Source organism: Arthrobacter sp. SO3, from assembly GCF_020532825.1.
Lineage (GTDB): Bacteria > Actinomycetota > Actinomycetes > Actinomycetales > Micrococcaceae > Arthrobacter.
In genome coordinates this window covers 6982-19474 of the sequence record NZ_MQTS01000165.1, presented here as the reverse complement: position 1 = coordinate 19474, position 12493 = coordinate 6982, and the positions used below count along the sequence as shown (strand labels likewise).

General features: G+C 70.1%; 15 protein-coding genes. 4 read left to right on the top strand and 11 right to left on the bottom strand.

Annotation, left to right across the window (positions count from 1 at the left end; translation table 11 throughout):
* Positions 1–11: 11 nt before the first annotated feature.
* The 3 genes from dapA to BJQ90_RS15480 all read right to left on the bottom strand — a co-directional run bounded on the left by dapA (position 12) and on the right by BJQ90_RS15480 (position 2164).
* On the bottom strand, positions 12–920 hold the full coding sequence (dapA, locus tag BJQ90_RS15490) for a 4-hydroxy-tetrahydrodipicolinate synthase (RefSeq protein WP_226761125.1): 909 nt from the start codon (positions 918–920) through the stop codon (positions 12–14).
* 141 nt (positions 921–1061) lie between these two features.
* Positions 1062–1802: a carbon-nitrogen hydrolase family protein gene (locus BJQ90_RS15485; RefSeq protein ID WP_226761124.1), complete on the bottom strand. Its 741-nt coding sequence runs from the start codon at positions 1800–1802 to the stop codon at positions 1062–1064.
* 20 nt (positions 1803–1822) lie between these two features.
* The gene (locus BJQ90_RS15480) at positions 1823–2164 is read right to left on the bottom strand and encodes a hypothetical protein (protein ID WP_226761123.1); all 342 of its coding nucleotides are present in this window, start codon (positions 2162–2164) and stop codon (positions 1823–1825) included.
* Positions 2165–2280: 116 nt separating this feature from the next.
* Here BJQ90_RS15480 and BJQ90_RS15475 point away from each other — a divergent pair, with 116 nt between their 5' ends.
* Positions 2281–3516 carry a heparan-alpha-glucosaminide N-acetyltransferase domain-containing protein gene (locus BJQ90_RS15475; protein WP_226761122.1) on the top strand — a complete coding sequence of 412 codons (1236 nt, stop codon included), beginning with the start codon at positions 2281–2283 and terminating at the stop codon, positions 3514–3516.
* Positions 3517–3543: 27 nt separating this feature from the next.
* Here BJQ90_RS15475 and BJQ90_RS15470 read toward each other — a convergent pair whose 3' ends face one another.
* The 7 genes from BJQ90_RS15470 to BJQ90_RS15440 all read right to left on the bottom strand — a co-directional run bounded on the left by BJQ90_RS15470 (position 3544) and on the right by BJQ90_RS15440 (position 9293).
* The gene (locus BJQ90_RS15470) at positions 3544–4026 is read right to left on the bottom strand and encodes a hypothetical protein (protein WP_226761121.1); all 483 of its coding nucleotides are present in this window, start codon (positions 4024–4026) and stop codon (positions 3544–3546) included.
* Between the two features lie 5 nt (positions 4027–4031).
* Positions 4032–4790 (bottom strand): 4-hydroxy-tetrahydrodipicolinate reductase, encoded by a 759-nt coding sequence (gene dapB / locus BJQ90_RS15465; protein ID WP_226761120.1) that lies wholly within the window; start codon positions 4788–4790, stop codon positions 4032–4034.
* 96 nt (positions 4791–4886) lie between these two features.
* Positions 4887–5405 (bottom strand): molybdenum cofactor biosynthesis protein MoaE, encoded by a 519-nt coding sequence (locus tag BJQ90_RS15460; protein ID WP_226761119.1) that lies wholly within the window; start codon positions 5403–5405, stop codon positions 4887–4889.
* Positions 5395–5907: a molybdenum cofactor biosynthesis protein B gene (locus tag BJQ90_RS15455; protein ID WP_226761118.1), complete on the bottom strand. Its 513-nt coding sequence runs from the start codon at positions 5905–5907 to the stop codon at positions 5395–5397. The genes BJQ90_RS15460 and BJQ90_RS15455 overlap by 11 nt, the downstream gene beginning before the upstream one ends.
* The gene (gene moaC / locus BJQ90_RS15450) at positions 5904–6407 is read right to left on the bottom strand and encodes a cyclic pyranopterin monophosphate synthase MoaC (protein WP_226761117.1); all 504 of its coding nucleotides are present in this window, start codon (positions 6405–6407) and stop codon (positions 5904–5906) included. The genes BJQ90_RS15455 and moaC overlap by 4 nt, the downstream gene beginning before the upstream one ends.
* The gene (gene glp, locus BJQ90_RS15445) at positions 6395–7627 is read right to left on the bottom strand and encodes a gephyrin-like molybdotransferase Glp (RefSeq protein WP_226761116.1); all 1233 of its coding nucleotides are present in this window, start codon (positions 7625–7627) and stop codon (positions 6395–6397) included. Before glp ends, moaC begins: the two co-directional genes overlap by 13 nt.
* 79 nt (positions 7628–7706) lie before the next feature.
* Positions 7707–9293: a molybdopterin-dependent oxidoreductase gene (locus BJQ90_RS15440; protein ID WP_226761158.1), complete on the bottom strand. Its 1587-nt coding sequence runs from the start codon at positions 9291–9293 to the stop codon at positions 7707–7709.
* A gap of 199 nt (positions 9294–9492) precedes the next feature.
* Between BJQ90_RS15440 and moaA the strand changes: the two genes are divergently transcribed.
* Together moaA and BJQ90_RS15430 are read left to right on the top strand one after the other, a co-directional pair.
* Positions 9493–10629: a GTP 3',8-cyclase MoaA gene (gene moaA, locus BJQ90_RS15435; RefSeq protein WP_226761115.1), complete on the top strand. Its 1137-nt coding sequence runs from the start codon at positions 9493–9495 to the stop codon at positions 10627–10629.
* Positions 10630–10636: 7 nt separating this feature from the next.
* Complete coding sequence (locus BJQ90_RS15430; RefSeq protein WP_226761114.1) at positions 10637–10903, top strand: MoaD/ThiS family protein; 267 nt, start codon at positions 10637–10639, stop codon at positions 10901–10903.
* 64 nt (positions 10904–10967) lie between these two features.
* Here BJQ90_RS15430 and BJQ90_RS15425 read toward each other — a convergent pair whose 3' ends face one another.
* Complete coding sequence (locus BJQ90_RS15425) at positions 10968–12104, bottom strand: helix-turn-helix transcriptional regulator (RefSeq protein ID WP_226761113.1); 1137 nt, start codon at positions 12102–12104, stop codon at positions 10968–10970.
* Between the two features lie 117 nt (positions 12105–12221).
* Here BJQ90_RS15425 and BJQ90_RS15420 point away from each other — a divergent pair.
* On the top strand, positions 12222–12493 hold a 272-nt coding region (locus tag BJQ90_RS15420), incomplete at its 3' end, for a hypothetical protein (protein WP_226761112.1).

The window sequence follows — 12493 nt, the reverse complement described above, 5'->3', positions numbered from 1 at the left end:
GGAACACCTGATCAGGAAAAGACCATTCCGGCTTCCGCCAAGTCCTCGCGGATGGTTTCGATCTCAGCTTCGTCCGGCTCCACGAGGGGCAAACGGACAACCGAGTTGGGCAGGACTCCCTGCCACTTAAGAACTTGCTTCGCAGCAACAGCACCCTGGATATGGGTCATCACTGCACGGACCAGAGGGTCCAGTTCGAAATGTATGGTGCGGGCGGTGGCGAAGTCGCCCGCAAGTGCGGCATCGATCAGGGCGCGGAACTGCCGCGTCGCGACGTGCGCGGAGACGCTGACGAGCCCGACGGCGCCCGCTGCCATCCACGGCAGGGTCAGTCCGTCGTCGCCGGAGTAGACGTCAAGGTCGGTGTTGGCAAGGACCCGGGTGACGGCGGCAAAATCGGCCTTGGCATCCTTGAGCGCCACAATATTCGGGTGGTCCGCGAGCCGGATCATGGTTTCGGGCAGGATCGGCACGCAGGAACGGCCGGGGATGTCGTAGACCATGACGGGCAGATCGGCGGCGTCGGCGACGGCTTCGATGTGGGCCTGGATGCCGGCCTGGCTCGGCTTGTTGTAGTACGGGGTGACAATCAGCTGGCCGTGCGCTCCGGCTTTCGCGGCGCGCTTGGCCATTTCGATCGAGTGCGAGGTGTGGTTCGTACCGGTTCCGGCGATGACCTTGGCCCGGTCCCCCACGGCCTCCACGATGACCCGGAAAAGCTTTTCCTTCTCGTCGTCTTCCAGGGTGGAGGTCTCCCCCGTGGTACCGGAAATAACGAGGGCATCGTTGCCGTCGTCGACGAGCTTGTTGGCCAGTTCGGCGTTCTGCTGGTAGTCGACCTCACCGTCGGAAGTGAAAGGCGTGACCATGGCGGTCACGAGGGTTCCGAACGTGTAAGAGCGAGTATCAGAGTCAGCCATATGAAAAACGTTACCCTGTCCCCGGCGCGATGTGACAATGGCGGCGACGTGATGAAGATCAAACCCGGCCCGCGGGCCTCACCCGGAAGCCGGCCGGGGGGGTGCGGGAGCCCGGTGATGGAGGCCAGCGCCTTCCCGGACCTAGGGGGCCAGGACGTTGTGCTGCAGGGTCGCGGTCAGCACTTCGGTCCCCGTTCCGGCCGCCTGCCGGATCACGCCTCCGTCCGGCCCCCAGAAACCACTCCCGCCAGCCGAGGCCCCCCGCTCGGTAGTACCGCCGAGGTTGGCCAGCAGGCTGAACATCCGGTTGTCCCTGGCCCGCGCGCCGAGGTGCCCGGCCAGCCGGTTGTCCTCGCCGTCGGCATAAAGGGCCGAGACAGCGTAGATGTCCGCGCCGGCCTCCGCCGCCCCGCGGGCATGGGCCGGGCGGCCGGCGTCCGGGCCGATGGCCAGGGCGACCCTCCAGCCGTCGAGGTCAAGGACGGCCGTCCGGTCTCCGGCGCTGAAGGATTGTTGCTCCGGGCCGTGGAGCCAGACTTTGAAACCGGTTTCCAGCTGACCGCCGGGGTGCAGGGCGAGCGAGGCGAGTCGGGGCGTGCCGTCCGCGTCCTTGAACGGGGCGCCGACAACCGCGGTAATTCCGGTCCGCCGGCAGATTTCGCGCAGGCCGTCCAGCCGGGCGTCCCCGGCGGTCACCCACCGGTCCGGATCCGCCAGTCCGTCCAGCCGGTAACCGGTGAGGGAAAGCTCGGGAAAGACCACCAGCCGGGCACCGTGGTCGTCGGCGTCTTCGATCAGCCGGATATGTTCCGGGACATTGGCGGCGAGCCCGCCGTCGAGGGCCGTGTACTGGATGGCGGAAAGCGTCAGCGCTGTGGTCACCCTGCCATCCTAGGCACCGCTCACACGGCCGGGGCGGTCCTGCCGGAAGGTGTGGCGCAGTAGCGGCCCACGGCGTCCTCCCGGAGCCCCTCGGCCCACGCCGCGAGCCGCTGGGCCGCCCGGACATAGTGGAACAGTTCGCCGGGTGTGAGCGCTTCAAGGTCGGTTTCGGCAAGCCGGCGGGCCAGTTCGGCGCCGGGCGGCTGCGCCGACAGGGCCGCGCCCTCCTGCTGCCACTGGAGGTCCTCCGCGGGTTCGCCGGCAACGAGCTGGCGGAACAGGAAGTCCACGACGCCGGGACTCATGGCTTTGAGGACGCCGGCTGCCGTGTCCGGCTGAACGGGCTCTGATGGATTGTTCATAACCACATGGTATTCGAACATATATTCGAATACAAGACCTGTGTGACTCCTGTGAGCACCTCCGGATCCGCACCGTAGCCCGGGATCACCTGTGCCCGTCATGAGACGATCAAAAGATGACGCCGCGCGGAACAGCCTCCACTGCCCGGCCCGCCGTAAGCAAAGCGGCCGGGACGCGGCTCTCCGGCATCGATGCCGCCCGCGGGCTGGCCCTCCTGGGCATGATGGCCACCCACGTGTTCCCCACCTTCGAGTCCAACGCCCAGCTCACACCCACCTGGGTGGGGCTGGTGTTTTCCGGGCGCGCCTCGGCCCTGTTCGCCGTGCTCGCCGGAATCGGGCTGGCACTGTCAACCGGCAAACAGCACCCCCTCCAGGGGCCGCAGCTGTGGGCGGCCCGCCGGGGAATCGCCCTCCGCGCCCTCGTGGTGGGCGCCGTCGGGCTCTCCATCGGGGGGCTGGAAGTGAACATCGCCATCATCCTGGTCCACTACGCTGTGCTGTTCCTTTGCGTGCTGCCGTTCCTGGGGTTGGACGTCAAGCACCTGCTGGTACTTGCCCTCGGCTGGGTGCTGGTGACCCCGGCGCTCGCCTTCCTGCTGCGGCCCTGGCTCCTCACCGCCGTGCCGGCCCTGCAGCTGGGGCACAACCCCCAGTGGGAGGATCTGTCCACGCCCGCGGTGCTGCTCGGCGATCTCTTCCTGACCGGCTACTACCCTGTCCTGCAGTGGATTGCCTACCTGCTGATCGGCCTCGCGATCGGCCGGCTGGCCCTCACGTCGGCGGCGGTCCCGGCGCTGCTGCTGGCGGCGGGAACGGTAGTTGCGGTGCTGGCCAAGTGGCTGGGCGTGGTGATGATGGAGGACTGGGGCGGCCGGGCTGCACTGCAGGCGTCCCTGCTCGATCCGTCATATCCACTGGGGAGCCTCCTGCAGGTCAACCTGGCCGGAGTGGACCAGACCGGCTCCGCCTGGTGGCTCGCCTCCAGCGCCCCGCATTCGGGCACCACCCTGGATCTGCTGCACACCTCGGGGGTGGCGGCCGCCGTCGTCGGGGGCTGCCTGCTGCTGGGCCGGCTGGTCCAGGGCAGCGGGTGGGACTTCCTGCTCCCGCTGCGGGGCGCCGGTGCCATGACCCTGAGCTTCTACACGGCCCACCTGTGCGTGATGGCCTCACTGTACGGCCAGCCACTGCCGTCCGGGTGGACGCTGGAGGGCATCTACTGGGCGCAGGCCGTGGCGATCCTGGCCCTTGGCGCCATGTTCGCGGCCCTGGTGTGGCGCGGGCCGCTGGAGTGGGTGGCGCATGCCGCGAACCAGCTCGGCCGGCACCAGCCGGCCCGCATCCGCTGACCGCGCCTCTGGCCTGCTGGCCGCGGCTCAGCCCTGGCGGGATCCCGTCCGGTACAGCCGGACGGCGTCGCGCATCGAGGCACGCGCGCGCTTGCGGTCACCCGCGGCGTCGTAGGCACAGCTCAGCCGGAACCAGGAACGCCAGTCCTCCGGCGCGGCTTCCGTCTCAACACGGTATTTCTCGAATTCACGGTCCGCAGCCTCGCGGATGATCCGCCCTGCGGGCGTGCGCGGCAAATTATCCTCCGGCAAGCCGCCTTCGGCTTCCAGGATCTTTGCCAGCCGCTCGGTCCGGGCGCCGAAGAGCAGTTCGCGCATGAGGGCCCAGGCACCGATCACCGGCAGCAGCAGATACGCCACGCCGAGGGCTTTGGCCACCGGGTTGGCGTCCGTCATCAGCAGGACCGCGCGCTGGAAGGACACCACAAGGTAGAACACCAGCAGCAGGGTGACGGCGCCGACCCAGATCTTGGTGCGGTTGGCTTTGAAGGCGGTCAGGACGGTGGCCACGGCGTTCAGAGCCCCAGGTCCAGGTAGCCGTCCAGGCCCACGGTGAGGCCCGGGCGGGACGCAATGTTGCGCACCCCCAGCAGCACGCCGGGCATAAACGAGGCCCGGTCGAAGGAGTCGTGCCGGAGGGTCAGCTGCTCCCCCGGCCCGCCCAGCAGGACCTCCTGGTGCGCCACGAGGCCGCGGAGCCGGACGCTGTGGACGCGGACGCCGTCGACGTCGCAGCCGCGCGCGCCGGGGAGCTCGCTTGTGGTGGCGTCGGGGCTGGCGGGGAGGCCGGCGGCTTCACGCTCGGCGGAGATCAGCTGTGCGGTGCGCACAGCGGTTCCGGACGGGGCGTCCACCTTCTCCGGGTGGTGCAGTTCGATGATTTCGACCGATTCGAAGTAGCGCGAGGCCTTGGCGGCGAACGCGGAGGCGAGGACGGATCCGAGCGCGAAGTTCGGGGCGATCAGGACGCCGACGCCGGACTGGCCGGCGAGGAGCTCCTTGAGCCGGTCCAACCGGCCGGCGTCCCAGCCGGTGGTGCCCACCACGGCGTGCATACCGTGTTCGACGGCGAAGCGGACGTTCGCTTCGGTGCTCCCGGGGACCGTCAGGTCCACCACGATCCGGGCACCGGCGTCGACGAGGGTGTCCAGGGAATCGTTCCGGCCCAGAGCGGCGACAAGCTTCAAGTCAGCGGCGGCTTCGACAGCCTTCACCGCTTCGGCGCCCATGCGCCCGTTCGCGCCCAGCACGGCGACTGCGAGTTGTTCGGTCATGCCATCAACCCTACCGCCGGGGCAGGTGCCCGCCTGAACCTGCAACCCTGCATGACAGGCCCCGCGAGTGGCGCCCGGCGCTGCCCCGGGGCGGGGCTAAGCCCCCGCGCCGACCCATTCGACCGTGCCGTCGGTGAAGAACTGTTCCTTCCAGATCGGAACCTGCGCCTTGATCCGGTCCACGAGTTCCGAGCAGACCGCGAAGGCCTGGCCCCGGTGCGCGGCGGAGACGGCGCAGACCAGCGCGGGGTCGCCGATCTCCAGCATCCCGATCCGGTGCGCCACCCAGATCCGCACCGGCTGGCCCGGCAGGCCGGCGGCGTCGACGGCTGTCCCGCCGGCGTCTCCTGCCGCCTGTTCGGCGGTTTCCCCGCCAGCCGATTGTTCGGCGACGAGCTGTGCGACGACGTCGGCCATCACCTGGTGCGCCGTCGGGTGCGCGCTGTAGCTGAGCCGCTGGACGGGTTTGCCGCCGTCGTGGTTGCGGACCACACCGCTGAAGCTGACCACCGCGCCCGCGGTATCCGATTCGACGGCGGCGATGGCCTGGTCCACGGAGATGGGCTCGGCGCTGAGCACCGCGGACACGACGTCAAAGGTTGATTCAGTGGCCATGGCTGCCTTCCAGCTGGTCGCACAGGTGTCCGAGGATGGGGTCCAGCACGCTGAGGCCGTCCATAACACCCTTCGGGGATCCGGGGAGATTGACGATGAAGGTCTGGCCGGCGGCGCCGGCATGGCCCCGGCTGAGCATCGCAGTCGGGGTCTTGGCCATCCCGGCGGAGCGGATGCCCTCCATGATGCCCGGGATTTCGCGGTCCAGCAGGGGCAGCGTCTGCTCCGGCGTGGCGTCCGTGGGGCTGAGGCCGGTGCCGCCGCTGGTGATGATGACGGCCGGCGCCTGGGTCAGGAGCGCACGCAGGGCCGCACCCACGGCCTCGCCGTCCGGGACCACGAGGGCCGGGTAGGCCTCGAAGCCGTGTTCGGTGAGCCAGTCGATAATGACCGGGCCGGTCAGGTCCTCATAGATGCCGGCCGCGGCCCGGGTGGAGGCGATCACGACGCCGGCCTTCCGGCCGGTGGCTTCACCGTGCCGGTGTGGTTCGGGCATGCTCATAGTGTCCAGTCCCCGCTCTTGCCGCCGCTTTTGGCCAGCACCTTGATATCGGTCAGCACCGCGTGTTTGTCCACGGCCTTGATCATGTCGTACACGCTGAGCGCGGCCACGGAGGCGGCCGTCAGCGCTTCCATTTCGACGCCGGTGACCCCGAGGGTCTTGACCGTGGCGAACACAGTGACCGAGTCGGCGTCGAGTTCGAAGTCGATGGTGACCTTGGCGATCGGCAGCGGGTGGCACAGCGGGATCAGGTCCGCGGTCTTCTTGGCAGCCATGATCCCGGCGACCCGGGCGACGGCGAGGGCGTCACCCTTAGGCAGGTCCCCCGCACCGAGCAGGGCGAGGACCTCGGGCGTGCTGCGGACAGTGGCGGTGGCAGTGGACTGGCGGGTGCTCGCCGCCTTGTTGGACACGTCGACCATCTGGGCCGTGCCGTCCTGGCGGAGGTGGGTCAGGCCTGGGTTCCCCATTGCGGGGTCTGCTTCGTTCACAGCATCCATACTTCCACCTCAGCGCCCTCGGCGAGCGCCGCAATTCCTTCCGGCACCTGGATCAGGGCGTTGGAGTGCGCCAGGGCACTGACGAGGTGCGAGCCGGCGCCGCCTTCGAGCCGGACGGTGCCGTTGGGGAGGACGGTCCCGCGCCGGACCTGGTGCTTGCCCGCCGGGGATGTCAGTGCCTCGGCCAGCCGAGCCCTGACCGCGGGGCGCGGTGCGGGACAGCCGAACAGGTCCCCCAGCGCGGGCCGGAGGAACATTTCGAAGGAGACGAGGCAGCTCACCGGGTTCCCGGGGAAGCCGAGGACGGGGACGCCGTCGAAGGTTCCGATGCCCTGCGGGCCGCCGGGCTGCATGGCGACGCCGAAGAAGTCGACGTCGTGGCCCTCCATCGCCTGCCGGACCACCTCGTACGCGCCTTTGCTGACCCCGCCGGTGGTGACGATCAGGTCAACGTCCGCTGCGTGCCGGCGCAGCAGTGCGGCGAGTGCCTCGGGGCGGTCCGTGGAGATCCCGGTCCGGGTGACGTGGAGTCCGGCCTGGCGCATGGAGGATTCGAGCAGGGTGGCGTTGGAGTCGTAGATTTTGCCGGGCCCCAAGGGGCTGCCGGGCTCCACGACTTCGTCCCCGGTGGTGACCAGCAGGATCCGCAGCGCCCGGTAGACGGGTACGTCGGTGAATCCCAGGGCGGCCAGGAGTCCCAGCTGGCCGGGTCCGAGGAAGGTTCCGGCGGCGAGGGCCAGCTCGCCGGTCCGGATGTCGCTGCCCGCGTCGCGGACGAAGTTCCGCGCCGGGACGGCGGGCAGCCGGACCGTGGCCGGCACACCGGGCGCGGGGAATACAGCGGGGACGGCCTGTTCGATCGGCACCACGGCGTCGGCGCCGGGAGGCATCATGGCGCCGGTCATGATCGGGGCGGCTGTTCCGGGGGCGAGTTCGGCCGGGGCGGCCCCGGCCGGGACCGGCGCGACGACGTGCAGTTCGCTGCCGCCGCCGGGCAGGCCGGCCACGTCGGCGCTGCGGATGGCGAAGCCGTCCATCTGCGAATTCGCGAAGGGTGGCAGATCCAGCGGAGCCACGACGTCCGCCGCGAGTCCGCGGCCCAGCGCTGCGAGGAGCGGGAGCCGTTCCATCCGGTCCGGGGTGCGGAGCGGGGCCAGGAGGCGGCGGACCGATTCGCGGTGCTCTTCCACGGTGACGTGCCGTGTCTGGGTGCGGTGCATACGTTGGTGACCCCTCGTCTTGGGCCCTTGACTTAGCTCGCCGGCCCGGCTCCCGGTCCCTGCGTGCGCGCCGGGACCGTTAGGACTTCACGTCAACTCTAACCGTGTGAAAGCCGGTGGCCCCGCTGGGCGCCACCGGCGCGCGGTCCTCCACCTGCGCGACGCCGTTGAGGTCCGTGGCACGGACCTGGACCTCGTACTGGCCGGGGGTCAGCGGTACGGCCAGCTTCCACTGGTACCAGGTGTCTTTTGAGATCCCGGGAGCGAGCTCGGCCGGCTGCCACGCCCCGCCGTTGATCCTGAGCTCCACCCGCCCGATCCCGGTGTGCTGGGCCCAGGCGACCCCGCCGAAGGCCACGGTTCCGGCGCTGACGGAGCGGCCGTCCCGGGGCACATCGATGCGGGAGGAGGTCTTGACCGGACCGCGCTCGCTCCAGCCACGGGGCGTCCAGTAGCCGACGTCATCGGCGAAACGCGTCACCTTAAGCTCGGTGACCCACTTGGTCGCCGAAACGTAGCCATAGAGGCCCGGGACAATGAGCCGGACCGGGAAGCCGTGCTCCAGCGGCAAGGGTTCTCCGTTCATGCCAATTGCCAGGAGCGCGTCCCGGTTGTCGGTCAGGACCTCCAACGGGGTGCCGGCGGTCCAGCCGTCCGCGCTGCGGGACAGGACCATGTCCGCGCCGTCCTTCGGGCCGGCGAGGGCGAGCAGTTCCCGGACGGGCCAGCCGAGCCAGCGGGCGTTGCCGATCAGGTCCCCGCCGACCTCGTTGGAGACGCAGGCGATGGTGGCGTGCCGTTCGACCAGGGGTTTGGCCAGCAGTGCGGCGAAGTCCAGTGAGACCTCCTTCTCCACCAAGCCGGTGACTTTCAGGGTCCACTGGGCCGGGTCCACCACCGGGACGCGCAGGGCGGTGTCGATCCGGTAGAAATCCTTGTTGGGGGTCACCAGCGGGCCCACACCGTCCAGCCGGACCTCGGCGCCGGCCGGGACCGGCGGTGCCGGCGACTCCGGCGCGGGGAGCACCAGCTTGCTGCGCAGTTCACTGACGGCGGCGGCGGCTCCCCGGAACGTCGTGGCCAGCAGGCCGGCCACCACGGCGACGGCGGCCGTCCCGCCGAGCGCGTGGAAGAAGCGGCGGCGGGAGGGAGGCTGTGCCGCGGTGCCCGGTCCGGCAGGCGGCGGCCCAGCGGGCAGCCGGGCAGCCGGCGGTCCGGCTTCGGTGCGCCACTCCCGCAGCCGACGGACCAGCCACCGCAGCAGGACCATGCCCACAGCGGCGGCGAGCAGAGGGACCGGGACCGCGTTCGCCGTCAGTTCCGTCCGGCCCAGTACAGCCGCCAGCCCCACCACGCCGAAGACGGCAATAATGGCGACCCCGGCGAAGCCGCGCCGCAGCTCCACAATTCCGGACAGTGCTGCCAGGGCAGCGATGAGGAGCCCCATGCCACCCAGCAGGGCAACCTTGTCCGCGGTGCCGAACAGCGCAATGGCCCACTCCTTGACGCCCGGTGGGACCGCGTCGATCACGGCGCCGCCGACAGCCGTCACCGGGGAGAGCGAGGGGCTCACGAGTCCTGCCGCGAGTTCCCCGAGGGCAACCCCCGTTCCGACGGCGGCGATGCCGGCCGCCGCGGCCCAGCTGGTCGCCTGCCGGTCCGTCATTCCCGGCCCGGGGGTCTGCGGGCCGGGGTTGGGGAATGTGCCCGGCTGCCCGTGCTGCGTGGTGTTCACTTCTCCAGCATAGGTTCGTGCCGGCCCGGCGGCAGAACAAAGAGCGTCGGGACCCCGAAAGGATCCCGCCGGGGGAATCCCCGGGCCCACCAGCTGTGATGCTGGCGCCGAGGTGGCGTAGCCTGACATTATGAGTGTTCAGCTTGGTATGCCCCAGCCCCGCGCGGATGACGGCCCCGGCGCGGGCACCGCCGGCGCGCAGCTGCCCGGGCGTCCCGCCGGAATGCCCGCCGGCCTCGTCGACCGCTACGGCCGCCGCGCCACGGACATGCGGCTGTCCCTGACCGACAAATGCAATCTGCGCTGCACCTACTGCATGCCGGCCGAGGGCCTGGAGTGGCTGTCAAAGCAGGCTGTTATGTCGGCGGCGGAAATTGTCCGGATCGTGCGGATCGGCGTCGACATGCTCGGTGTGCGCGAGCTGCGGCTCACCGGCGGCGAACCGCTGGTCCGGGCCGACCTGCTGGACATCATTTCTGCGCTCCGAAAGGCTCACCCTGACCTTCCGATTTCCATGACGACAAACGCCGTCGGGCTGGACAAGAAAGCCGCCGGGCTCAAGGCGGCCGGGCTGTCCCGGATCAACGTCTCACTGGACTCGCTGCACGAGGAAACTTTCACCCAGCTGACCCGCCGTCCCTTCCTGAACAAGGTCCTGGCTGGCGTGGACGCCGCCTGGGCCGCCGGACTGGGGCCCGTGAAACTCAACGCGGTACTGATGCGCGGCATCAACGACGTCGAGTCCCCGGCGCTGCTGGCTTGGGCGCTGGACCGCGGCTACGAGCTGCGCTTCATCGAGCAGATGCCGCTCGACGCCGACCACGGCTGGACCCGGCGGAACATGATCACTGCCGCTGAAATCCGCGAACTGCTCTCCGTCGACTATGTCCTCAGCGCTGATCCGCGGGACCGCGACGGCGCCCCGGCGGAACGCTTCGAGGTCCGGGCCCGGGTGCCCGGCACCGTCGAAGCAACCGGCCCGGTGCTGGGAACCGTGGGGATCATCGCCTCCGTGACCGAGCCGTTCTGCTCCGACTGCCGCCGCACCCGCATCACGGCCGAGGGCAAAATCATGAGCTGCCTGTTCTCCCGTGAGGAAGTTGACCTGCTGGGGCTGCTCCGCGAGGGCGCAAGCGACGAACAGCTCGCCGGGCGCTGGCAGGACGCGATGTGGATCAAGCCCAAGGCCCACGGTATGGACCACGTCGGGCTGGACGCCCCGGACTTCGTCCAGCCGGACCGCAGCATGAGCGCCATCGGAGGCTGAACCACCTGTGAACGTACGTTACTTCGCTGCCGCGCGCGCTGCCGCCGGCGTCGACGAGGAGCGCTTTGACCTTCCCGCGGACGCCACCGTCGCCTCGCTCCTGGCGGCGATCCTCGCCGTCGAGCGCCCGGAACCGCCGGCCGGGACCCCGCCGCTGGCGCGGCTGCTGTCCCGCAGCAGCTTCCTGCTCAACGAGGTGGCGGTGCGGAACCGCACGGCGGCACTGAAGCCGGACGACGTCGTCGACGTGCTGCCGCCGTTCGCCGGCGGCTAGCCGAGCCTGTTCCGGGTGACCAGGGCCGGGCCCCTCCCGACCGGGCCCTTCACAACAGGGGTCTTCACGACGCCGCAGGGGTCTGGCCGGTATCGGCACGCACAGCCGCAGTGCCAAGTGCCAGGCCCAGCAGCGCACCCCGGCTCCGGACGCCGCAGGCAGCGAAGACAGCCTTGAACTGGTCCTGCACGGTGTAGGGGCGGATCCGCAGGGCAGCGGCCAGCTCCGCTGTGCTCAGTCCCCCGGCGGTGAGTTCCAGCAGCCGGTGCTGCTGCGGGGTGAGGGCGAAGCAGCGGGCGAACACCTCGAGCCGGTCCGCCGCCGGGCATTCCTGGATGGTCACCGCCAGCGGAGGCGTTGCCCCCGTCCGGCCGTCTTCCAATCGGGTGGAGCGCAGGAGCGCCCAGGCACCGAGGCCGACAGGTACCCTCGACATCGCAGCGTTCGCGTCCACCCCCGCTTCCCTGGCCAGCAGCTGTGCGGCAACATTAAGGACCTCCGCCGGAACGCCCTCGTACGGCCGGGGCCCACGTTGCAGCAGCCCCAGCCAGTCTCCGGCCGAGGCCGTCTGCCCCACCACGGCCAGAGTCTCGTCCAGGGTCAGCACCGCCTGGGGCGGCAAAGGCTTCCGGACGACCGGCCAGGCGGATTTGCCGGCTTCCGCATCCCGCCGGCACTGTGCCGCACGGCTCCGCCGGAGGCCGGCCGCCACGAGCGGCGCGGCCGTGGCGAGGTAGTCGGTCTCGGGCCCGGAGAAGGTGCCTTCATCCCCTGCACGCCAGAGATCCAGCCAGGCCCAGCAGCCATGTTTGTCAGCGAAGACCGCCGACAGCACATCCGTCACGCCGTAGCGGTTCAGCAGGCCGCTCCAGAGGGGACTGCGCGCCGGATCGCCGCCCGTGGCCATCAGCAGCGTGGTCGCGGGCCGGGGCAGCCCGATGAGGGCGGTCCAACGGCAGCCGGGCGTCAGGTACTTGAGCCGGATCAGCTCCGGCAGTTCTTCCGGGCAGGGGATCCTGGCCATCGGCGCAATGCCGGTGGCCGATTCGGGATCCGACAGCGGCCAGGCAAAGGCGCTGAACGGCACCATCCGGCCCAGTTCCGCAAGCACTCCGCGGCGCAGCTCCTTGTCGTCCAGCACGTCCCGGCAGAGCTCCCCGATGCGTTCCAGACTCCGGCTCAGCGCCCAGCTGGTGGTCATGAATTCAGTATGCCCCTGCCCGCCACCAGATTTCTGGGATACCGCACCGGGCCCGGCCCCGCCTAGCGTGGAACATGCCACACCAGCCAGGAGCAGGAAACGGAAGGAATGAGTGCGATGTACACCTTGCAGATCGAGCACGCGATCAAGGATTTTGGCATGTGGAAAACGGCGTTCGACCGTGATCCGGTCAACCGCGCGGCGTCGGGGGTCACCGCACACCGGATCAGCCGCCCGGTGGAGGATCCGAACTACGTGGTGGTCGAACTCGATTTCGCACGGCAGGCCGAGGCGGAGTCGCTGCTGGCGAACCTTCGGACGAACGTGTGGACTTCCGCCGCGGCGGCGCCCGCCCTCCAGGGCGCCCCTACAACCCGGATCCTGGAGTC

What these genes read in the sequence shown, in the direction of transcription:
- dapA (WP_226761125.1), bottom strand. Translation starts at nt 920, where the DNA reads ATGGCTGACTCTGATACTCGCTCTTACACGTTCGGAACCCTCGTGACC.
- BJQ90_RS15480 (WP_226761123.1), bottom strand. Translation starts at nt 2,164, where the DNA reads ATGAACAATCCATCAGAGCCCGTTCAGCCGGACACGGCAGCCGGCGTC.
- BJQ90_RS15475 (WP_226761122.1), top strand. Translation starts at nt 2,281, where the DNA reads ATGACGCCGCGCGGAACAGCCTCCACTGCCCGGCCCGCCGTAAGCAAA.
- dapB (WP_226761120.1), bottom strand. Translation starts at nt 4,790, where the DNA reads ATGACCGAACAACTCGCAGTCGCCGTGCTGGGCGCGAACGGGCGCATG.
- BJQ90_RS15460 (WP_226761119.1), bottom strand. Translation starts at nt 5,405, where the DNA reads ATGGCCACTGAATCAACCTTTGACGTCGTGTCCGCGGTGCTCAGCGCC.
- BJQ90_RS15455 (WP_226761118.1), bottom strand. Translation starts at nt 5,907, where the DNA reads ATGAGCATGCCCGAACCACACCGGCACGGTGAAGCCACCGGCCGGAAG.
- moaC (WP_226761117.1), bottom strand. Translation starts at nt 6,407, where the DNA reads ATGGATGCTGTGAACGAAGCAGACCCCGCAATGGGGAACCCAGGCCTG.
- glp (WP_226761116.1), bottom strand. Translation starts at nt 7,627, where the DNA reads ATGCACCGCACCCAGACACGGCACGTCACCGTGGAAGAGCACCGCGAA.
- BJQ90_RS15440 (WP_226761158.1), bottom strand. Translation starts at nt 9,293, where the DNA reads ATGACGGACCGGCAGGCGACCAGCTGGGCCGCGGCGGCCGGCATCGCC.
- moaA (WP_226761115.1), top strand. Translation starts at nt 9,493, where the DNA reads ATGAGTGTTCAGCTTGGTATGCCCCAGCCCCGCGCGGATGACGGCCCC.
- BJQ90_RS15425 (WP_226761113.1), bottom strand. Translation starts at nt 12,104, where the DNA reads ATGACCACCAGCTGGGCGCTGAGCCGGAGTCTGGAACGCATCGGGGAG.